At 46.2% G+C, this 20,909-nt stretch carries 20 protein-coding genes; 17 read left to right on the forward strand and 3 right to left on the reverse strand.

Features of this window, described 5'->3' with window-relative positions:
• Window positions 1–41: 41 nt before the first annotated feature.
• From AB4Z29_RS04340 to AB4Z29_RS04400, 13 genes are all read left to right on the forward strand, one after another.
• Window positions 42–890 (forward strand): EcsC family protein, encoded by an 849-nt coding sequence (locus AB4Z29_RS04340; protein WP_441941864.1) that lies wholly within the window; start codon window positions 42–44, stop codon window positions 888–890.
• Window positions 891–895: 5 nt separating this feature from the next.
• Window positions 896–1,978, forward strand: coding sequence for a nitric oxide synthase oxygenase (locus tag AB4Z29_RS04345; protein WP_441942013.1), 1,083 nt, complete (start codon window positions 896–898; stop codon window positions 1,976–1,978).
• Window positions 1,979–2,547: 569 nt separating this feature from the next.
• A complete protein-coding gene (locus tag AB4Z29_RS04350; protein ID WP_441942014.1) occupies window positions 2,548–2,778 on the forward strand; it encodes a hypothetical protein in 231 nt (76 codons plus the stop codon).
• Window positions 2,779–2,888: 110 nt separating this feature from the next.
• Window positions 2,889–4,037 carry a DUF3900 domain-containing protein gene (locus AB4Z29_RS04355; protein ID WP_441941865.1) on the forward strand — a complete coding sequence of 383 codons (1,149 nt, stop codon included), beginning with the start codon at window positions 2,889–2,891 and terminating at the stop codon, window positions 4,035–4,037.
• A gap of 46 nt (window positions 4,038–4,083) precedes the next feature.
• Window positions 4,084–4,443, forward strand: a complete 360-nt coding sequence (locus tag AB4Z29_RS04360) for a Lin0512 family protein (RefSeq protein ID WP_441941866.1) — start codon at window positions 4,084–4,086, stop codon at window positions 4,441–4,443.
• A gap of 33 nt (window positions 4,444–4,476) precedes the next feature.
• Window positions 4,477–5,790, forward strand: coding sequence for a hemolysin family protein (locus AB4Z29_RS04365; RefSeq protein ID WP_441941867.1), 1,314 nt, complete (start codon window positions 4,477–4,479; stop codon window positions 5,788–5,790).
• 50 nt (window positions 5,791–5,840) lie between these two features.
• Window positions 5,841–6,629 (forward strand): undecaprenyl-diphosphate phosphatase, encoded by a 789-nt coding sequence (locus tag AB4Z29_RS04370; protein ID WP_441941868.1) that lies wholly within the window; start codon window positions 5,841–5,843, stop codon window positions 6,627–6,629.
• Between the two features lie 389 nt (window positions 6,630–7,018).
• On the forward strand, window positions 7,019–8,881 hold the full coding sequence (locus AB4Z29_RS04375) for an assimilatory sulfite reductase (NADPH) flavoprotein subunit (RefSeq protein ID WP_441942015.1): 1,863 nt from the start codon (window positions 7,019–7,021) through the stop codon (window positions 8,879–8,881).
• Between the two features lie 54 nt (window positions 8,882–8,935).
• Window positions 8,936–10,660 (forward strand): assimilatory sulfite reductase (NADPH) hemoprotein subunit, encoded by a 1,725-nt coding sequence (gene cysI, locus AB4Z29_RS04380; protein WP_441941869.1) that lies wholly within the window; start codon window positions 8,936–8,938, stop codon window positions 10,658–10,660.
• A 641-nt stretch (window positions 10,661–11,301) separates the two neighbouring features.
• Complete coding sequence (locus AB4Z29_RS04385; protein ID WP_441941870.1) at window positions 11,302–11,955, forward strand: hypothetical protein; 654 nt, start codon at window positions 11,302–11,304, stop codon at window positions 11,953–11,955.
• 309 nt (window positions 11,956–12,264) lie between these two features.
• The gene (locus AB4Z29_RS04390) at window positions 12,265–12,462 is read left to right on the forward strand and encodes a hypothetical protein (RefSeq protein ID WP_441941871.1); all 198 of its coding nucleotides are present in this window, start codon (window positions 12,265–12,267) and stop codon (window positions 12,460–12,462) included.
• A complete protein-coding gene (locus AB4Z29_RS04395; RefSeq protein WP_441941872.1) occupies window positions 12,459–13,652 on the forward strand; it encodes a winged helix-turn-helix domain-containing protein in 1,194 nt (397 codons plus the stop codon). The genes AB4Z29_RS04390 and AB4Z29_RS04395 overlap by 4 nt, the downstream gene beginning before the upstream one ends.
• Before the next feature lie 302 nt (window positions 13,653–13,954).
• Window positions 13,955–14,368 carry an HIT family protein gene (locus tag AB4Z29_RS04400; protein ID WP_441941873.1) on the forward strand — a complete coding sequence of 138 codons (414 nt, stop codon included), beginning with the start codon at window positions 13,955–13,957 and terminating at the stop codon, window positions 14,366–14,368.
• A 162-nt stretch (window positions 14,369–14,530) separates the two neighbouring features.
• Here the strand turns inward: AB4Z29_RS04400 and AB4Z29_RS04405 are convergent, their stop codons facing one another.
• Window positions 14,531–14,818 carry a DUF3817 domain-containing protein gene (locus AB4Z29_RS04405; RefSeq protein WP_441941874.1) on the reverse strand — a complete coding sequence of 96 codons (288 nt, stop codon included), beginning with the start codon at window positions 14,816–14,818 and terminating at the stop codon, window positions 14,531–14,533.
• Window positions 14,819–14,838: 20 nt separating this feature from the next.
• Complete coding sequence (locus AB4Z29_RS04410; RefSeq protein ID WP_441941875.1) at window positions 14,839–15,459, reverse strand: TetR/AcrR family transcriptional regulator; 621 nt, start codon at window positions 15,457–15,459, stop codon at window positions 14,839–14,841.
• 133 nt (window positions 15,460–15,592) lie between these two features.
• On the opposite strand from AB4Z29_RS04410, the gene AB4Z29_RS04415 reads away from it, so the two are divergent.
• Both AB4Z29_RS04415 and AB4Z29_RS04420 read left to right on the forward strand, forming a co-directional pair.
• On the forward strand, window positions 15,593–17,815 hold the full coding sequence (locus tag AB4Z29_RS04415) for an MMPL family transporter (protein ID WP_441941876.1): 2,223 nt from the start codon (window positions 15,593–15,595) through the stop codon (window positions 17,813–17,815).
• A gap of 144 nt (window positions 17,816–17,959) precedes the next feature.
• Window positions 17,960–18,547: a hypothetical protein gene (locus AB4Z29_RS04420; protein ID WP_441941877.1), complete on the forward strand. Its 588-nt coding sequence runs from the start codon at window positions 17,960–17,962 to the stop codon at window positions 18,545–18,547.
• Here AB4Z29_RS04420 and AB4Z29_RS04425 read toward each other — a convergent pair.
• Window positions 18,531–19,943: a hypothetical protein gene (locus AB4Z29_RS04425; RefSeq protein ID WP_441941878.1), complete on the reverse strand. Its 1,413-nt coding sequence runs from the start codon at window positions 19,941–19,943 to the stop codon at window positions 18,531–18,533. The genes AB4Z29_RS04420 and AB4Z29_RS04425 overlap by 17 nt on opposite strands.
• Window positions 19,944–20,065: 122 nt before the next feature.
• Here AB4Z29_RS04425 and AB4Z29_RS04430 point away from each other — a divergent pair, with 122 nt between their 5' ends.
• Entirely contained in the window at window positions 20,066–20,506 is a 441-nt protein-coding gene (locus AB4Z29_RS04430; protein ID WP_441941879.1) for a DUF6376 family protein, read from the forward strand.
• 16 nt (window positions 20,507–20,522) lie between these two features.
• On the forward strand, window positions 20,523–20,804 hold the full coding sequence (locus AB4Z29_RS04435) for a hypothetical protein (protein WP_441941880.1): 282 nt from the start codon (window positions 20,523–20,525) through the stop codon (window positions 20,802–20,804).
• Window positions 20,805–20,909: the final 105 nt, after the last annotated feature.

The raw sequence follows: 20,909 nt of genomic DNA on the forward strand, positions 1-20,909 counted from the left end.
CTGCTAGCTTCGTATTATTTGCAAAAGAGGAGAGTGGCGATATGGCACAAGTCTATGATTCAAAAGAGCAACTGCAGGCTTCTTTGCAGGAAATCGAAGCATGGGAGAAAGCTCAGAAGGATTTATGGTTTTGGGAAAAGCTTGGGCGGCTGCCGTTTATGCTGCTGGATAAAGTAACACCAAAATTCATACAAGATAAGCTTGGTCAAGCAGTGGACGAGATTGGCAGCTATATTCAAAACGGAGGTAAATACCTCATTTCAGAACGCTCTATTATCGAACGGCTGCAGCGGAATGCCACGCATAGCGGTTTTACACAAGGCGATGAGGAACAAGTTCTTACACTCGAACATGCGGCGCAAATGCCCCTTGCCGTTATGAATGAAACGGCGGTTCAACTTGCCTCAAGCCGTTCCACAATGGCGACGCTTCAAGGAGCGACGACTGGAATAGGCGGCATTTTCACATTAGCGGTTGATATTCCGGCTGTTCTGGGTTTATCGCTTAAGGTAATACAAGAAATTGCGATCTGTTACGGCTTCGATCCGAAGTTAAAGGAAGAGCGCGTTTTCGCAGTAAAAGTTATGCAGTTCGCATCATCGGACATTGTTGGCAAAAAAGCGATTATAGAGGAGCTTAGCTCCTACGAGAATGCGAGCGGGAGCAAGCAAATGATGTCGCAGCTGCAAGGCTGGCGTGAAGTCGTAACGGTATACCGCGATAATTTTGGTTGGAAAAAACTGTTCCAAATGATTCCGGTAGCCGGCATGCTGTTCGGCGCCTTCATCAATCGAGGCATGCTGAACGATGTGGCGGAAGCGGCTACGATGTTATATCGAAAACGGAGAATACTGATTAAGCTTGATGAGAACGAGGAGAAGACAACTTGACAACGATGACAAAAACACAGCTCTCGAGGGATGCTGCCGTATTTTTAGGCGAGCTTTATTTCGAGCTTGAGAAAACGGAAGCGGAAGCAAAGCGCCGAATTGACGAGGTTCTGGAACAAATCGAGCGAACTGGGAGCTACGAGCATACCTACGAAGAGCTGAAGCATGGAGCCAGAATGGCTTGGCGCAACAATAATCGATGCATCGGCAGAATATTTTGGCAGACGCTGGAGGTATTCGATGCACGCGATGCGATGGATGAGCATCAAGCTGCGGAACGAATTATTCAGCATATCGACTTTGCTACGAATCGCGGCAGAATTCGTCCAACGATCACGATTTTGCCGGCCCGAGGCACTAAAAACAGCATGAGGATTTGGAATCATCAGCTCGTGCGCTACGCGGGCTACAAGCAAAAGGATCAGGTTGTAGGCGACTCATCGTCGCTGGCTTTCACCTCCGCCTGCGAAAAGCTTGGTTGGAGTGGCGAGGGCACGCGCTTTGATGTATTGCCGCTTGTCATCCAGAAGGGCAATGAGGTGCCGAAGTGGTTTGAATTGCCTAAAGATAGCGTGATTGAGGTGGCATTGACGCATCCGAGCCATGACGGCTTCGGGGATTTAGGCTTGAAATGGTATGGTGTTCCCTTTGTTTCGGACATGGAGCTGGAGATTGGAGGCATTTGTTATGGAGCCGCTCCATTCAACGGCTGGTACATGGGAACGGAGATCGGCGCAAGAAATTTGTCAGATGCGGACCGCTATGATCAGCTGCCTAACGTAGCTAAGCTGTTTGGCTTTGACATGTCAACGAATACGTCACTTTGGAAGGATCGCGCGCTTGTTGAACTAAATATAGCCGTGCTCCATTCTTATAAGATGCACGGCGTTAGCATCGTTGATCATCATACGGCAGCTGAACAGTTTCTGCGCTTCGAGAAGCAGGAGCAAGAGAAGGGCAGGGCTGTAACAGGGCGATGGTCGTGGCTTATCCCTCCAATGTCGCCCGCAACGACAGGCATTTGGCATCGGAGCTATGACGATATTGAACGGACGCCAATTTACCGTTCACAACCGTTGCCTTACTGATGGTTAAATAGCTGCCTGCTTAGAGATGTCTTCCCTATTCAAGCCGGCGGTAATCAACATGACATGGCAGGTAACGGTAGCGCGTTTTTTTCCAGCTTCGTAATCTGGGCAGCGCTATGCGTATGATGGCTAAGAATGCTTTTATGCGCCGGCACTGCTTCAAGCTTGCAACCCAGTAAGTCGCGGCCAGTGGTTCCGATCTCAAGACGGTCACCGCTGGCATGAACATTCTCCGTTATGACCTCAAGCACTTCACTGTTCGTTCGAACCGAACCTCGACGTCGAGATCGACCAGCAGCTTCAGCATGCCGCGTGCGATATTGTACCTACCGCCCTCAACATAGTGAATGCTTAGACCTATTTGCACGCAAATAAGCTGTGACAGTACGGCAGGTGCTGCCTATGGCATGAGCCAATAACGGATAAACCGTTCCCTGTCCTCAGGCGACAAACCTCCAATCTGTGCAAGTTTATTCGGCAGATCCCTCAGTACATATGAATGTAGGCCGGATTTTTCCATTTGCCAAAAAAATCGATCAGCGGCCACATTGCCTTACTATCTAAAACTCATGCTCGAAAAAATCTATAAGAGGTCACACCGCCTTACTACGGCAATTCATGCTCGAAAAAATCTATCCGCGGCCAAATCGCCTTACTATCGGCAAGTCATGCTCGAAACGCTGCGAGGAGAATGGGCACATTGGATTATGCTTCTTTCGACCCCCTTATTCAGTCTTTGGAATGAGCGATGGAGCATAGTTATCGTGATAACCCGTGCGCTTGCGGCTAATTTGCCATGAATACTCGTACAGCGCTATAATTGTTCGCGGTTCTCACGCCTGATGTTACGAAGGGACGAGATATGCTATCCTAAGGAGATGACATCAGCTCGCTTGGAGGAATTATAAACGTGGATTTTAACATGCAATATTTATCCTTTTTCGTTATACATACCGATGGGGAGGAGAGTGCGGCCTCATCTGGCAAGCGGTATAAGCATTACCAGACGCTGGAGGAGGATACCTATGAGGATAGCGAAATTCAAAGGTTTCTGGATGACGAATTTAAACGGATCGTGAAACGCAAGGTTGAGCGCAATCCGAATTCGGCGGGAGCGCCAACCAAGATCGGCAGGTTTATGGTAGAGCCTGGCTACGAGCTCGGCAGCAATCAAAACTACAATCTGTTTCAAAGACTTCGTGATGCCGACTCCAAAGAGCGGTTTATCGGCATAGCGGATGAGCTCGTGCGTATCTACATGGATACGAGCGCTGTTCGCGGAGGTGCCTTTATTATTGCGTTATCGAAGCTGAATACGTATTTCGACGAACCTTTTTTATTTTTGCTGAAATGTGATTTTGAACCGAAAATAGCGAGAATATCCGATGAGAAAAATCTGATCTCACAGGTTGAGATGGCCATAAGCGCGCGGAGCATCAAATCGATTCAATATCCGCATATGCCGGAGGAAGGCATGCTGGAGCATTGGGAACTCAAAATCCATCAAGCCTCACATGCGCGGTATTTCGAGGATTTTTTGAAATACGTATCGTACGAGAAGCCGCTGCCTGAAGTAATGGGTGAACAGGTTGTTGAAATGGTTCATCAATATATAGCTGATAAATGGCAGGAGGATGAGAGCTCCGAACGACGCGAGGAAGAAAATGCGGTTGAAGTATGGGCGGCAAGCGAGAAGCGGGACCTTCAGGAATGGTGGACGCCGGAGCAGGTGGAGACTGCCGCTGCCGCATTGGTTGAGCAAAAGCCTGATCTGCCATTTTCGTTCAAGCTGGGCGATGTGACGGTAAAGGGGCTTTTGGCCGATTTCGGGGACAGCATTCATTTCGCCAAGCATAATGGCCGATACGTCGTTGTCATTGAGGGTGATTCGTTCCAGTTCGATAAGGGGATGTCGCCTGTTGAGCTTGTGCAGCCGCTGGATTTGGTTGATGTGATGCCACGGATCGGCAGTAAGCAGCCTGCTGAAGACGCGGACTCAGGATACAGCTATACGCCTGCCGGGGAATCGCCATTGAGCAAAGACGACGTGCCGTGGTAAGGCTGCATCAGGTATGAACGATCATGGAAAAGGAGAGGATAGTTAAGTGGACAACTTATTTTTTATAGAAATAGGCATGGGATGCGACCTTCATGGTCAGAACATAACGAAGGCATCGGTACGTGCGGTACAGAACGCCATTCATCATAATTCTATGCCAGGAATTCGGTCAGTGCTGCCGGGAGGGTCTCTTGATAACATGAAGGTGCGCGTCAGGCTCGCGCTTCCATGCGATCATGAGCTGCTTGACCTAGAGCAGGTTAGGGCTGTATTGCCTTACGGCCAAGTCACGATCGAAGTGATGGATGGCGGAATGCTCACGACCAGCGGAATTGTTCTACCGGATAAAGATGATAAAAACGATCTGATCTATATCGTGAATGCATCGGTAGAGGTAGGCTACTAATCGCATCTCCAGTTGCCCAAAAGGGAGAACAGTATGGTTTTAAAGCTAGGTCTATTCGCGCTGCTGCTCGTATTTACCGCTTTCTTCGTTGCGACTGAATTCGCAATTATCCGAATGCGTTCAAGCCGTGTCAATCAAATGGTTGCAGAAGGGGTCAAAAACGCAAAAGCTGTCGAGCAGGTCACTAACAAGCTGGACGGTTATTTATCCGCTTGCCAGCTCGGTATTACGATTACAGCTCTCGGCCTAGGATGGCTAGGGGAGCCGACGATTGAGCTTGTGCTGCATCCTATCTTCGATCGTTTACATATTGAGGGCGATATCAGCAACGTGCTCTCGTTTATCGTCTCGTTTATTCTCGTGACATATTTGCATGTGGTGCTTGGCGAGCTTGCGCCTAAGACGCTTGCTATCATTAAGCCAGAGCAAGTAAGCCAATGGGCTGCACCGATCATAATCGTGTTCTACAAGGTGATGTTCCCGTTTATATGGCTCCTTAACGGATCTGCCAATTACTTGGTCAGGCTGCTCGGTTTGAAGCCGGCAAGCGAGCATGAAGCGCATTCCGAGGAAGAGATTCGGATTATTTTGTCCGAGAGCTATGAAAGCGGGAAAATCAACAAAAGCGAATACGGCTATGTTAACCGCATCTTTGCTTTCGACGAACGGCTCGCTCGTGAAATAATGGTCCCAAGAACCGATATGGTGTGCTTGTATGCGAACCATACACGTGAAGAAAACTTGGCAACGATTAAAAGAGAGCAGTATACGCGCTTCCCGGTCGCAAAGGGCAGCAAAGACAACATTATCGGCGTATTGAACACGAAGCAGTTTTTTCTTCGGTATGAGGAAGACCGTCATGTAGAGGTCTCCTCTCTGCTGCAAACGGTCATGTCCGTACCTGAGGTGATGCCCATCAATATGCTTCTTCGCAAAATGCAGCTGGAGCGGGTTCACATCGCTGTCCTGCTTGACGAATACGGCGGGACGGCGGGCTTAATTACGATCGAAGATATTATCGAGGAGATTGTTGGGGAAATCCGCGATGAATTCGACGAGGATGAGGTGAAAGAAATCGAGTTTTTGGAGCAGCAGCGTTATATGGTCAACGGAAAAGCGCTTATCACTGAGGTGAATGAAGCCGTTGGCACAGAGCTTGCCTGCGAAGAAGTTGATTCTATCGGCGGCTGGTTATTTAACTTGAAGCCAGAGCTTCCCGTCGGTGAGCCTTGGGTATTTGACAACATCACCTTCACCATCCGTGAACGTGATGATAACCGTATTCGCAGAATTGAAATTCAAACCGATTTTCATGAAAATGAAATGGGCACCTATGGACATGCATAAGCTATATCTATGGAAATGAATAAGAGGATTACCGAGGGGGAGATCGGGCGTTGGGCGATTTAATTACCGCGATCATTATGGGTATTGTTGAAGGGTTGACGGAATTTTTACCTGTATCCTCAACTGGTCACTTAATTCTGACGGCGGAGCTGCTGAATTTCAAAGGCGACCGGGCCAAAACGTTCGAGGTCGTCATTCAATTCGGTGCCGTGCTCGCGGTACTGGTGCTTTACCGAAAGCGGTTTGCAAGCCTGCTTAATTTCAAAATGGGCAAAGGCTCGGGGCTGAATGCCTTGCATATTATTGTGGCGATGGCGCCTGCTGGCGCCTGTGCCGTACTGCTGCATTCCTTCATCAAAGGCGAGCTGTTCGCGGCCGAAAAAGTATTAATCGGCTTAGTCGCAGGCGGCGTACTGATGATCATTGCAGATCGGGTCCGGAAGAAGCCGACGGCGGAAGAGCTTGATGATATTACATACAAGCAAGCATTCGCGGTAGGCTGCTTCCAGATTTTGGCCTTGTGGCCGGGCTTTTCACGATCAGGCTCCACCATTTCGGGAGGCATGCTGTTTGGTGTAAGCCAGAAAGCGGCAGCGGAATTTACTTTCCTGGTCTCTGTTCCAATTATGGCTGGCGCAAGCGGAATCGATCTTCTCAAAAGCCGAGAGTTTCTCACGACAGCAGATTTGCCATTGTTTCTAATTGGTTTAATCGCAGCTTTTATCGTAGGCATGATCGCAGTCGTAACGTTCATTAACATGATGAAAAAAATCAAGCTTTCCTGGTTTGCCTATTATCGATTTGCATTAGCTGCACTCTTTTATTTTATCCTTTTTTAAATGTCGAATGATACAAAACCCAGCGAAAAATCAAGCTTAATTGATAGCCATTATCACTGGTTTTCTCAAATCGTCGAGAACCATTTTCAATTAGAAAAAATGGCGAAAAAAACATGAATAAACATCTATCATTAATTTATATCTAAGCTATTAATTTTTCTGATAAACCAGTAGAAATCAGGGCGAAATGCCCTGATTTTTTTATTTTATAAGCCAATTGTTGATATTTGTATAAAAATAGGTGATTTTGAACGGAAGCGGGTCGTTGAAGGTTTTGTCTGATTATGTTAGGTTAAGTAATATTGAACTACAGAAAAAGTGCCATGTGCACACCGTGAATTGATGATGAATGAAAATGATGATTTTATGTTTATGAGAGGTGGATATTGTTGCAACTTCAGGTAACGAACAGTCCGTTTAACCAGGAGCAAGTCGATCTATTGAATCGCCTGCTTCCGACACTAACCGAGTCTCAGCAAGTTTGGCTGACAGGGTATATGTTTGCCCGTCAAGCAGCTGCTGGCACGCCATCAGCAGAGGCCGTCGTACAGGCCATTTCAGAATCGCCTAAGTTAGAAGAAATGGTTTCCGTTAGCCAAGTTCCGGCAGCATCGCGCGAGGTAACCATTCTATTCGGCTCCCAAACAGGCAATTGCCAAAGACTCGCGACAGGTATGGCGCGCAAGCTAGAAGAGCAGGGCATGCAGGTCACGCTTTCTGCCATGAACAAATACAAAACGAACGGCTTGAAAAAAGTCGAGAACTTATTGCTCGTCGTCAGCACTCATGGCGAAGGCGAACCGCCCGATAATGCACGCGCTTTACACGAATTCTTAAATAGCAAGCGTGCTCCGCAATTCGACAATCTATTTTTCTCCGTTCTTGCATTAGGAGATACGTCCTATGAGTTTTTCTGCCAAACAGGCAAGGATTTCGATCAGCGTCTCGAGGAGCTTGGCGGCAAACGCTTAAGCCCGCGTGTCGATTGTGATCTTGATTATGATGAGCCCGTTGCACAATGGTCGGCTCAAGTTATTAGCGCTTTGAACGAGCGTCTTAGCGGCGGTTCGAGTGCAGCAGCAGCTGTTCAGGCGCCTGCTATGGAATCGTCAGCCGTACAATCCGCATATTCACGTACGAATCCTTTTAAGGCAGAGGTGCTTGAGAACCTCAACCTGAATGGCCGCGGATCAGATCGGGAAACACGTCATTTGGAGCTGTCGCTTGAAGGTTCAGATTTGCAGTACGAGCCAGGAGACAGTCTCGGGATTTATCCGGAGAACCACCCTGAATTGGTAGACGCCATTATTCGTGAACTGAACTTCAATCCTGAAGAAATCGTTCCAGTGAATAAGAATAATGAGCAAGGCTCTTTGCGCGATGCTCTTCTTAAGCATTATGAGATTACCGCTTTGACTAAACCGCTCCTTACGCAAGCAGCAGAGCTTACGGATAACGCTGGACTCCACGAGCTTCTTGCGCCAGGCAGCGAACAAGCACTCAAAGAATATGCAAGCGGCCGTGATTTGCTTGATCTTGTACAGGACTTTGGACCATGGCAAGCAGATGCAAGCCGATTCGTAACGATACTTCGCAAGCTTCCGGCTCGCTTGTATTCCATTGCAAGCAGCTTCAAAGCGAACGAGGGTGAAGTTCATTTAACGATCCGAGCAGTCCGCTACGAGGCGCATGGCCGCGATCGCTACGGGGTATGCTCGATTCATTGCGCAGACCGAGTCCAACCGGGTGACAGTCTACCGATCTATATTCAACAAAACCCGAACTTCAAGCTGCCATCTAACTCCGATGCGCCGATCATTATGATTGGACCAGGAACAGGCGTTGCTCCGTTCCGTTCATTCCTTGAGGAACGCGAAGAGCTGGGTGCAGAAGGGAAATCGTGGTTGTTCTACGGCGACCGCCATTTCGTTACCGATTTCTTGTACCAAACCGATTGGCAGCGGATGCTTAAAGACGGTGTCCTGACGAAGCTGGACGTTGCTTTCTCACGTGACACGGAAGAGAAGGTTTATGTGCAGCAGCGGGTACTTGAGAACAGCAAAGAGCTGTACGCGTGGCTGCAAGAAGGGGCCCACGTCTATATTTGCGGCGATGAGAAGCATATGGCACATGATGTGCATTCCGCATTGTTGACGGTTATCCAGCAGGAGGGCTCGCTAAGCGCAGAGGAAGCAGCCGCTTATCTGGATGATATGCAGGAGCAGCAGCGCTATCAGCGCGACGTATATTAATAAATAACGAAAACAACGAGAGTTCGCGAATGATTGCGAGAGGAGACAGCAACAATGGCAAAGGAACAAATGGTTAAGCCAATCGGCGGGCCTCCAAGTGAAGTAGAGCATATTAAGATCGAAAGCAACTACCTGCGCGGAGCATTGGTAGAAACGCTGAAAAATCCAATTACAGGCGGCTTGCCTGAGGATGACAACCGGCTGTTGAAGTTTCACGGGAGCTATATGCAGGATGACAGGGATTTGCGCAATGAGCGTGAACGCCAGAAGCTCGAGCCTGCCTATCAATTCATGCTGCGGGTTGTATTGCCGAGCGGTGTAGCCACATCCCAGCAATGGCTCGCTATGGACGGTCTGGCTCATAAATACGGCAATGGCACGCTTCGTCTTACGACTCGGCAAACGTTTCAAATGCACGGCATATTGAAATGGAACCTGAAGCCGACCCTGAAAAAAATCAATGACGAGCTGATGACAACGCTTGCTGCTTGCGGCGACGTAAACCGTAACGTCATGTGCAGCCCGAATCCGTTTCAATCTGATCTACATGGAGAGGTAAGCCACTGGGCACGTCAGGTTAACGACCATTTGGCACCGCGTACCCGCGCTTATCATGAGATTTGGCTTGACGGCGAGAAGGTCATTGACGGTCAGCAAGACGGAGCTGAGGTTGAACCGATCTACGGACCGGTATATTTGCCTCGTAAATTTAAAATTGGCTTTGCCATTCCGCCTTATAACGACGTGGACGTGTTTTCACAGGATATTGGTTATATTGCCGTAATTGAAGATGGTAAGCTAAAAGGCTTTAATATTTCGGTTGGCGGCGGCATGGGCATGTCGCATGGCGACACGGCTACTTATCCGCAGCTCGGTAAGGTTATCGGTTTTTGTCCGCCGGAGCGTATTGTTGCACTTGCCGAGAAAACCGTTATGATTCAGCGTGACTACGGTAACCGTTCCGTTCGGAAAAACGCAAGATTCAAATATACGATTGATCGCCACGGTATTGAATGGTTCAAGTCGGAGCTGCAAAACCGTTTGGGCTGGCAGCTCGAGGATGTACGTCCTTACCAATTCGTGAATAACGGCGACCGTTATGGCTGGTTGAAGGGAAGCAACGGCAAATGGAATTTGACGGTGTACATCCAAAGCGGACGGATTGACGATCAGGAAGGTTATCCGTTAATGACTGGACTTAGAGAGATTGCAAAAGTTCATACAGGCGATTTCCGCATTACACCGAACCAAAATTTAATTATCGGCAATGTAACGAGTCAGAAAAAACGTAAAATTACAGAATTGGTCGAGCAATATGGCCTTACGGATGGTGCACATCATTCTGCGCTTCGTAGAAGCTCCTTGTCCTGCGTATCTCTGCCAACCTGCGGCCTTGCAATGGCTGAAGCGGAGCGATATCTGCCGGCTCTTATCGACAAGCTAGAGCCAATCATAAATGAAGCGGGACTTCGCGACCAAGAAATTAACATTCGGATGACTGGATGCCCGAACGGATGTGCAAGACCGGCGCTCGGCGAAATTTCTTTTATTGGGAAAGCATTGGGCAAATACAATATGTATATGGGTGCTGGCCATGCCGGTGATCGACTCAATAAGCTTTACCGTGAAAATATTGATGAAACCGAGATTTTGGACACGCTTCGTCCGATCATTAACCAATACGCTAAAGAACGTGATTCCGGCGAGCATTTCGGAGATTTCGTTATTCGTGCGGGTTATGTGAAAGCTGTTCATGATGGTCAGGAATTCCATAGCTAGAAGAATAGCTATCATTAAAGCAACAAAAAGACCAAGGCGATCGCCTTGGTCTTTTTGTTGCTTTATTCGTTATCGTATGCGATGAGAACGATGCTTATTTTGCTTGCAATTGTTGTAGATTTAAAACAAAGATTGATTGTTTTGAAAAAGGAATGAAAATAATTCCATTCCATTTTCCGCAATAAATCAAATCTAGTTGTAGACTATAATAATAAAGGATTAGACTGACCCTGCTTTATTATGCTTCCTTGGTACGATAGTTCAAAAACACATATGAATGAGCAGGTGCTGCGGTAGCCTGCTTATTTTGTTAAACGATCTGACAGTTTAACGCAACATAACATTTATTGGAAACGTCTAAAGAAAAACGAGAAAGGAGGTTTAAGATGATATGTTTGTCTGTTAGCAAATTATTCGTTGTGACATTTTGATCAACACAATTTAATAGCTGCTGAATGTGAAGCTATTTTTAAAAATAAATGTATAATAACAAAAAAAATATGTCTTATGTTAGCGTTTCATTGAACGGGAAGGATTGTTAATATACATCAAGAATACCTTAAATATGGAAATTTCGTGATGTTCGTAAATAAGACGATTTAGGAGATTTACTTAAAAAACTTTTGTTATGGAGGTGTCGCATGGAGGATGAAATAGAGCAAATTAAAAAAGATCAATCGAATATAATATTCTATTTCATGCTTTCGATCGCAATAATTGGATCAATGATCATATTGTTTCTGAATATCTATCGCTTGACTTTAGTAGATATCCTCACTCCCTTTTTTGCGACATTTATTGAAATACTGGGTTATATTGTTTTCTTTATTTGCACACTGATTGTTTTTGTGTATTTTAAGGTAAGTAAATCCTTCAATAGGGCAAGAAACGGAATCCCTTTTTTGTTGAATCTAATTATTTTTATTTTGGTGTTAATTATTCCGTTTACCTCAATAGTTTTAGATTTCGATTTTCGTTTCAATAAGGAAGAAAGAGAAAATGTAGTTCGAATGGTATTGGAGGGTTCATTGAAACCGAATGTATCTCATAATGAATTATTGATTCGTTTGCCAGAGGAATATAAGAAACTCTCCAAAGGCGGTGGTGAGATTAGGGTTGAAGGATACGGACAGAGTGCTCAGATTCTTTTTTTTACCTATCGTGGAGTATTAGGTAATATGGCTGGTTTTATTTATACCGCTAATGATAGCGCCCCTGATGAAATGCTTATTGGCGGAGACTTTATGGAAGTGAAAAAACTGAAAAAGAACTGGTATTCGGTTAGAGCTACGTAGAAATGGACCTCGTACATGTTCACACAAAGATTGTTATCACCGTCCTCGGTAAGCAGAGGCATTTCGAGTTAGCGGATTCAGGTGGACACACCTGCGAAAGTAGTTCGTCGGATGGCAGTAAATCATTACGATAACAGGAAACTTTAGCTCAATACACAACTAAGATGAAGCTGCCGCGGCAATCGGCAGCTTCATTGCTTTAATGGGCAGTATTTTTCAATAGCTATTGTTTTTATGCTTGAGATAATGGTAATATTTGTTGGGAACATGTGTTTGTTTATTGTATTCCAACGGTTAGGGGGAAAAGGCTTGGTTGAAATCATTGATAAAGAGCAATTTTCGATAATTGGAAAATTAGGAAAGTGGTTTTCAAATGAAGCTTCCCAATGGATACCATCATTATGGAAAGAAGCAAATAGTTACTTTATTAAGATAAGTAATCTCGCCATTCATTATCATGTGCAAACGGCTCCCGTTTGTTTCGTTAAGGAGCCGATGTGTACATGATCCAATTGACGAACCGCCAGGCACGGCAATTTCTGTTATTGAAGCACGGGTTGTTAGGCGAATATCGTTTTACCGGAAAGCAAGGAGTATTGGATTTTGTGCGGCAGGTCGGCTGTATTCAATTCGATCCTATCGATGTTTGCGGAAAAAACGCCGAACTGGTGTTGCAGTCGCGAATCAAAGGATTTTCCAAGAACATGCTCGCCGAGTTGCTGTATCAAGATAGAATCCTTGTCGATTATCCCGACAAGAACTTGGCCATTATCCCAGTCGAGGACTGGCCGTATTTTGAGCGGTACAGGCAGGCCGCCCGACAACATGCCAAGCGCTATCCCCAAATGGAAGCATTGATAGAGCAAGTACGTGCTGACATCCAAAATCACGGTGCGCTAAGTTCGGATGATCTTAAATTGGATGGAAATTTCGCTTGGCAATCGGCAATCCACTGGAGCAGCGGAAACAATTCATCCCGGTCGGTGCTGGAGCAGATGTACTCGACAGGTGAGTTGATTATACATCATAAAAAAGGAACGCGTAAATATTACGATATCGCCGGGAAGTACATACAGCCAAAACTGCTGAATGCGCCGGAGCCGCTGGAGAGCGAGCTTGAGCATCACAAGTGGCGGGTACTGCGTCGAATCGGCGCTGTCGGACTTTTATGGAATCGCGCATCCGATGCCTGGCTTAATATATGGGGATTGAAAGCGGAGCAGCGCAACGAGGTTTTCCGCCAACTGTTGCACGAAGCTCACATTGTTGCTGTTTCCGTGGAGCAAATGAAGGATATACTTTATTGCCGCGCAGAGGACTTGCCGCTTATTGAAGCCGTTCTGCAAAATCCAGCGCCGAAATGGCGCTGCGAGCTGATTGCCCCACTAGATAATTTTATATGGGACAGAAAACTGATCAAAGAATTGTTTGGATTCGATTACACCTGGGAGATTTACACGCCTGCAATCAAACGGAAATTCGGCTATTATGTGTTGCCTTTATTATACGGAGAAAACTTCATTGGACGAGCCGAGGTAATCGCGGAGCGAAAAGCCGGGACGCTCGTTGTTAAAAACATTTGGTACGAAAACGACATAAAGCCAACAAAGCAATTGCAGACAGCCATGAACAATTGTATTCAAAATTTCGCATTATTTAACGAATGTGAGGCGATTTCGACAGAATTTATGAACTGATAGTTCCAGTTCCCTGGTAACATTTCTCTCAAAGGGGAAACGGTTCATCCAGTGCTTCGCATGTTTCGAAATGACCAAGCGGTCCGTTTCGAGAGGAGTATACATGAACGTACGAAACAGGTAAGCCGACGCGGCCGATAGTTCCGGTTTATGTGTAGTTTCAAACGTTTCGTTAAGCTATCGGCACGAAAACTTAACAGAGTATTAAGCATTCGTAACAACGCCAGATGGATGACAACATGAGCGATTCGCAAAGAGTGATTTGATGCCGATAGCGAAACTAAAAACGGGGTGAAGCGACAATGGAATGCTTGGGATGTAGAATTGCAAATGGAATTGAACCTAATTTGAATATTATTTATGAAAACGAGCTAATTACATGTGCGCTTGATATTGCTCCGTTTAACGAAGGACATACTCTGATTCTTCCTAAAAAACACTATTTGGATGTCGAAGAAATCGACCAAGAGACTGCTTATGGCATTATGGATGCCTCTAAGATGCTTTCAACTGTCTTAAAACGTTTGTTTAAACCTGATGGCATAAGTATTTGTCAAAATGGTGGGAAATTCAATGATTTGACGCATTACCATATGCATCTCATTCCGAGATACGAAGGTGATGGATTTTCTTGGAGTGAACCGTTACATCCACATGGTGCTGAACAATGGTTACCACGAACTAAAGAAAATATCCTGAAGGTTTTATCCAATTAACGGGAAACTAAACTTGAATAACAAAGGGCTGCCTGGTGGCAGCCCTTAGTCGTTAAGTTCAGTTTTTACCAAACTTTATTTTCAAAATGCTTGATCTCTTTAACGAAAAAACAAGGGTATGTAGCTTTAAAATTATCAAACTTTCTTATAAAACTACAATTGTTATTCGCGAAGCAGTTTTTTGTCGAGCACGAACGTGCCGAAGGGCAGAAAAGCGGCAATGAATGCTGCAGCGGCTTTGAGGATTGACCAACGATGCACGATCCAAACATGTAGAACCGCCAACATATAAAGAACAAATAAAAGTCCGTGCAGACCGCCGACAACGGTTACGGCCTCAGGAATATCCGCCCAATATTTAAGGGGCATAGCGATTAGCAGCAATACCAGAAAAGAAATTCCTTCGTAAAATCCAACGACGCGCAGTCGGCCCATGGCCGTTTTGAACATGTGATTACCTCCGATTATTTTTAATACTTTCGTGGTTCTAAACCAGCCCACAGTAGTTCTACGATTTCGGACGCGGCTTGTTCCACTGTTTTTTCGCTATTGATAATTTCTTTGCGATTTTTCACAGTCAGCATCGCTGTAAAGAGATGGGCCAGGAGCATCGGATCGTTAGAGGCGATCTCACCTTCATCGATAGCTTTTTTAAATTCAGAGCCGATCAGGACATGAAGCGCCTGCTCGCTTGCTCGAATGCTTGCAATCTGCTCCACAGACAAGCCAGAGGACGCTTCGCGCATCATCGTCTCAAATTCAACATGTGCGTTTTTCATATGGCGAACGGCGACGTTAAGCAATCTTTCTTTCAGTGTACCATCTACTAGGAGAAAGGCAGCCGTATTATCGTAAGCCATTTTCAACACAAACTGGAGGCATTCTGTGAACAGAATGCTCTTGTTATTGAAATAATAATATACGCTTGCTTTCGTTATCCCGCAAGATTGTGCAACACCTTCCAAGGACACTTTCTCAAATCCCTGATCCATAAAAAGAAAAGCAGCTGTGCGCAAAATCTGCTGCATGGTCTGAACTGAACCTGTGCCTTTTGGCCGGCCTGGCTTGCGTTTTATTTGCTCTTCGCTCATGGCCATGACCTCCATTCATAAAATTGTAATAATTTTAGATTGATTAATTAACCTTCGGGTATATATAATTAAGTCATCGCTTGTTTTCATTTTAAACGATAACAGGGAAAATGTGAAATGGAGGATTTGTCAAATGATCGAAAAATTAGCAGGGGTAATAGCTGGACCTCGTACGCGATGGGTTACTCTAATCGCCTGGATCATACTTGCTGCAGTTTTGAGTGTGTTTCTTCCGGCCGTTGGAGAGAAGGAATCAAGCAATGCTCCCAATTTGGAAGCGGACAGCCCTTCAGTGCTTGCAGACAAGCTTATAAAAGAGAAATTTCCAAGCTCATCCGGCATCCCGGCATTAGTCGTGTGGCATCGCGAAGACGGGTTATCGGATGATGATTATAACCTTATACAAAAAACGACACAGCATATCATTGAGAACCCATTGAAAGAGCAGGGCGAGGTTGTTCCTCTTCATGAATTGCCTTTGCCTGCTTTGAAGGCTTTTGCTTCAGAAGATGGAACAACGCTGGTACAGCCTATTTCCTTTGGAGCGAATGCAGAGACTGAGGTGCTCAAAGAAAACATTGAGGAAATCAAAGTCATTATCAGTGATGCTTCCGGCAAGAAACCGTTTGAGGTTGCTGTAGATGATGCATCTGAGTTAAGCGTCCGGGTCAGCGGTCCGGCGGGCATCTCGGTTGATGCGACCGATTTGTTCAAAGGTGCGGATGTATCGCTTCTTATCGCAACCGTGCTCATCGTACTCGTTCTTCTGCTGTTCATTTACCGCTCGCCTATTCTAGCTTTTATCCCATTGGTCGGCGTTGGCTTTGCATACGCCGTGACGAGCCCGCTGCTTGGCTGGATGGCAGGCGAGGGCTGGATTACCGTCGATGCACAGGCGATATCCATTATGACCGTATTATTGTTCGGAGCAGGTACCGATTATTGTCTGTTCTTCATCTCACATTTCCGTCAGGAATTAACGCGTGAGGATGACAAAATGAAAGCTCTTAAGCGTTCTTTCAAGGATGCATCCGGCGCTATTGCCATGAGCGGCTTTACAGTGGTCCTTTCTTTGCTGGCTCTGCTTGCCGCGAAATACGGCGCATATGACCGTTTTGCGGTACCGTTCAGCTTATCCATACTTATCATGGGTATTGCAAGCTTAACGCTGGTCCCAGCTTTGCTTGCCATTATCGGAAGAGCTTCTTTCTATCCATTTATTCCGCGTACGGAATTCATGGAGCAAGTGCGCGCAGGCAAGAAAGGAAAGCCTTATCGCAAACCTAATCCAGAGAGAAAACTGGGTTCCAAAATTGGTAATCTGGTTATAGCGAAGCCGTGGACGGTTGTTATTTCTTCCGTCGCCATTCTGGCTATTCTAGCGAGCTTCTCCATCCAAATTAAATTCACCTATGATCTGCTTTCTTCTTTCCCTGAGGATATGCCGTCAAGAGAAGGATTCGAGGTAATTTCTAAAACCTTTACGCCAGGAGATCTAGCGCCTATCACGGTTGTCGTTCAAACGGATGGCTCAGATGCTGATTTGGCAGGCAAGCTGGCAAGTGTACCGCTTGTCGATCATGTGCAAGAACCAAAGCAAAGCATAAATGATCCTAACTTGCTATCGTATTCCGTTATTCTAAACACGAATCCCTATTCACAGGAAGCGATGGATACGATACCTCTTCTACGGGAAGCAGCACAAGCTGAGCTTTCGCGGGCGCAGGTTGCCGAGGCCGATGAAAAGGTGTGGATTGGCGGACAGACAGCTACTCAATATGATTCCAAGGAGCTGACTGATCGCGATAATCTTGTCATTATTCCGCTTGTTATTGGACTCATTATGATCCTGCTTCTGGCATACCTGAGATCCGTGACAGCTACCCTTTACTTAATTGGTACGGTATTGCTCTCTTATGCTGCTGCGCTAGGTCTAGGATGGATTATTCTTCATTACTTTATGGGCGTTGACGCTATTCAAGGAGCGATCCCGTTATATTCGTTCGTATTCCTCATCGCTCTAGGCGAGGACTATAACATATTTATGATCTCTAGCATTTGGAATAAACGGAAGACAATGCCGCTGAAACAGGCGATTAAAGAAGGCGTAAGCGAGACTGGCGGAGTCATTACGTCGGCAGGTTTAATTCTTGCTGCTACTTTTGCGGTACTAGCTTCATTGCCGATTCAGGTGCTTGTCCAATTCGGAATTATTACTGCAATTGGCGTATTAATGGACACATTTATCGTTCGTCCATTCCTTGTTCCTGCGATTACGACTTTGCTTGGCAAAAAAGCATTCTGGCCAGCGAAGGCAGAGCTCGTTGAAGAAACCACGCAGACGTCGAAGGGCTGATCTGCAAGGAAAGCTGCTATCATTGCAAAAAGCGATGATAGCAGCTTTTTTGTTCCCATCAATGCAACATTTTCCCAAATATTATCGTATAAGCTTTAAGGCTGTTAATCCAAGCCTAATATATAGAAGCAGCCGGGGGATATCATGTTTACTAAAAAGAGAAGCATTATTGTTGGAATTACTGTAATATTCCTTGCTGTTAGTATCTTTGCTGCACCGCGATCAGCTGTAGCATGCTCATGTGCTGAGCATGGATCGGTACTGGAAACGATGAAGAGGAGCGATACCGTATTCGAAGGAACGGCGATCTCGGTGAAGTCGATAGCATCGGATTTGTTTCGTTCCTCGGGGTCCCGTGTAAAAGCTAGCTTCAAAGTCAATGAAGTTTGGAAGGGCCATGTCGCTCCACAAATTGAAGTATTAACCGCTGGCTCGGAGGATAGCTGCGGATATGCCTTCAAGGAAGGTGAACGTTATCTCGTATACGCCAGAGCTACAGGCTCCTCACTAGAGGCTAATCTCTGCAGCGGAACCTTACTGCATCACGAGGCTGAAGAGCATATCGCGCAGCTTGGCAGCGGATCGCTCCCGCCACAGTCGAGCAGCGAAGCTCAGCAGAAGGACGATTCATTCCCGCGCAGCATCATGATTGCGGGTATTGCAGCAGTACTGGCTGCTGCATTCTTATTTGCGCTTGTAAAGTCAAGGAATCGATTTAAATCAAAAACATAGCGACGATCGTCGTAACGCATAGTCCGATTAGTACGGGCTTTAAATTGCGGCGGGCAAGCTCAAAGGGATCAACGCCGCAAATGGCCGCTGCGGGTATAAGCGCCCAAGGGATGATCGTCCCGCCGCCTACCCAAATGGCTGCAACTTGACCAAGCGCCGTTAATGTGGCTATGCCTGAGCCAATGGCATGACCGAAGAGCTGGGCAACGGAGCCTGCCAATGAAATGCCGGAGAAGCCTGAGCCGTCAAGGCCTGTAACAGCTCCTACGACCGTTAATGTAATGGATCCAACAACTCCATTCACGGGTACGATATGCGCGAGTGCTATCCCTAAATCGTTGACAATCCCAAGTGATCCTTCAGGCAGCTTTTCACCAAACATCGACAGAAAACCAGAGTCTCCCAAGTAGAAAAACGCAGCGATCGGAATGACGGGTCCGAATACCTTGAAACCGAATACAAAGCCATCGATTAAATAACTTGTCGCCTTCTCGAATCCTTTCCCTCGATGCGTCAGCATGGTAATAAACAGCATAATGAGGATTGCCGTTCCTCCTATGAGAGCAGTGGCATCTCCTCCTTGCAAATCCAGTATGAACATGGCAATGACATCTATTGCGAATAAAACAGGAATAGCAATCGCAAGCGTTCTTTTCGTGCGGAGCGACAGTGCGTTGCGGTCTGCTGTATCGTTCAATTTCGAGTTTGTCGAAGTCGTTGAAGCAGATGCGATAAGCCCGTCTCGCCATTTGCCTGATTTCTGATCCCTTTTCATCATCCAATAAGCTGCAATCGTAGTTACGGCACCCATGACGATGACAAGGGGGATACTCGCTTGCATGACGGCGCTTACCGGTATGCCTGCTGCACCGGCAGTAAGCTCGGGTGCTCCTTGGATGATATAGTCGCCAGAAAGCGCGATGCCGTGACCGAATAAGTTCATGGCAACGGCTGCGCCGAGTGCAGGCAGACCGACACGAATGGCTACGGGCAGCAGCACCGCGCCGATGAGAGCAACTGCGGGAGATGGCCAGAAAAACCAAGATGTCACCATCATAATAATGCCGATTCCCCAGAAAGCTAGGGCAGGGGTTCTAAGAAATCGGGTAAATGGCGATATCATAATCTCATTAATTCCGGTTCGGATGAGAATACGGCTCATGGCTACGATTATGGATATAATGAGAATAGTCCCGATCAACTCTTTTATGGCATAAATAAAGCTGTTAAAAATTCCGCTTACAGACCCGCTTGCAGAGGTCGTTGCAAGTATGCCGATACCCAATATACCTGCAATACAGATTAGCGTGGTGTCCCGCCTCATGAGCATAAACCCAATAATGGCAAGCACGAATCCTAAATATAACCAATGAAGTGCCGTTAATTGAATGTCCATCCTGATCATCTCCTTGTGACATACACGGAACCAGCCTTTGCTGAGTTCGTATAGTACAGTATGCATGATCAAAGATAGGCGTTCGTCTCGGAACCAGGACGTTTATAACAAGGAGGAGTTAGATGATAAAGCGAAGCGTATCCATGCTGATGATCGCGGTAATGCTTATGACCGCTGGCTGTGGTATTATTAACGAAGTGAGTCAAACGGTAAATTTTGCAACGGAAACGACGGATTACTTACAATCGCTAACGGACTTTGGTCAAAATATGAATACCCTTGCAGAGCAGGCGATGACAGATCTGGACGCTAGAACGAATCTGAAAGAGCAGCTTGTCGCACTGAAGGATCAGGTGATTCAGTACGGAAGCCTGCAAGTACCGGATTATGCTAAGGATATCCACCAATCGATTGCGGATTATAACGCGACGCTGCAGAATGGAATCGATCAAGCTCTCACTAATATCGAGCAAGGTAGAGCGGTATTCGATTCAACGGGCATCCCGGATACGATTAACAAAATCAATGAGCTGCTGAATCAGATTAACCAGCTTGCACCGTAACGAAAAGGAAGGAAGAATGAAAGTGATAAACGTTAAAGTGTTAGAAGCAACGATGACGTATTCGAAGGAAGACGGATATGTAGGCAAGGTTCATTTTGGAGTAGAAGGTCACAAGAACGAATATGAGATAGCCTTGCATAGCAAAAGAGGGAAAGAATGGGGCTATGGCTTGTTCTTCCTGCACGAGTCAGGCAAAGAAGAAGAGCTGCTCGCCTTGGAGGATTTGCTCGAAGAGGATGATGAGCTGTTTGATTTCCTAATCGAAACGGCTAAAGAGAAATTAGAGAAACAAGAATAGCAGCAAGTAAGAAGAAACGTCTGACGGCGTCCTTTCAATAGACGCCATCGTTTCGGCGAAACGTATAGAGAAAGTATGAGCTATCTCATATAATTTCCTATACGT

Source organism: Paenibacillus sp. 2TAB23, assembly GCF_052115165.1.
Classification (GTDB): domain Bacteria; phylum Bacillota; class Bacilli; order Paenibacillales; family Paenibacillaceae; genus Pristimantibacillus.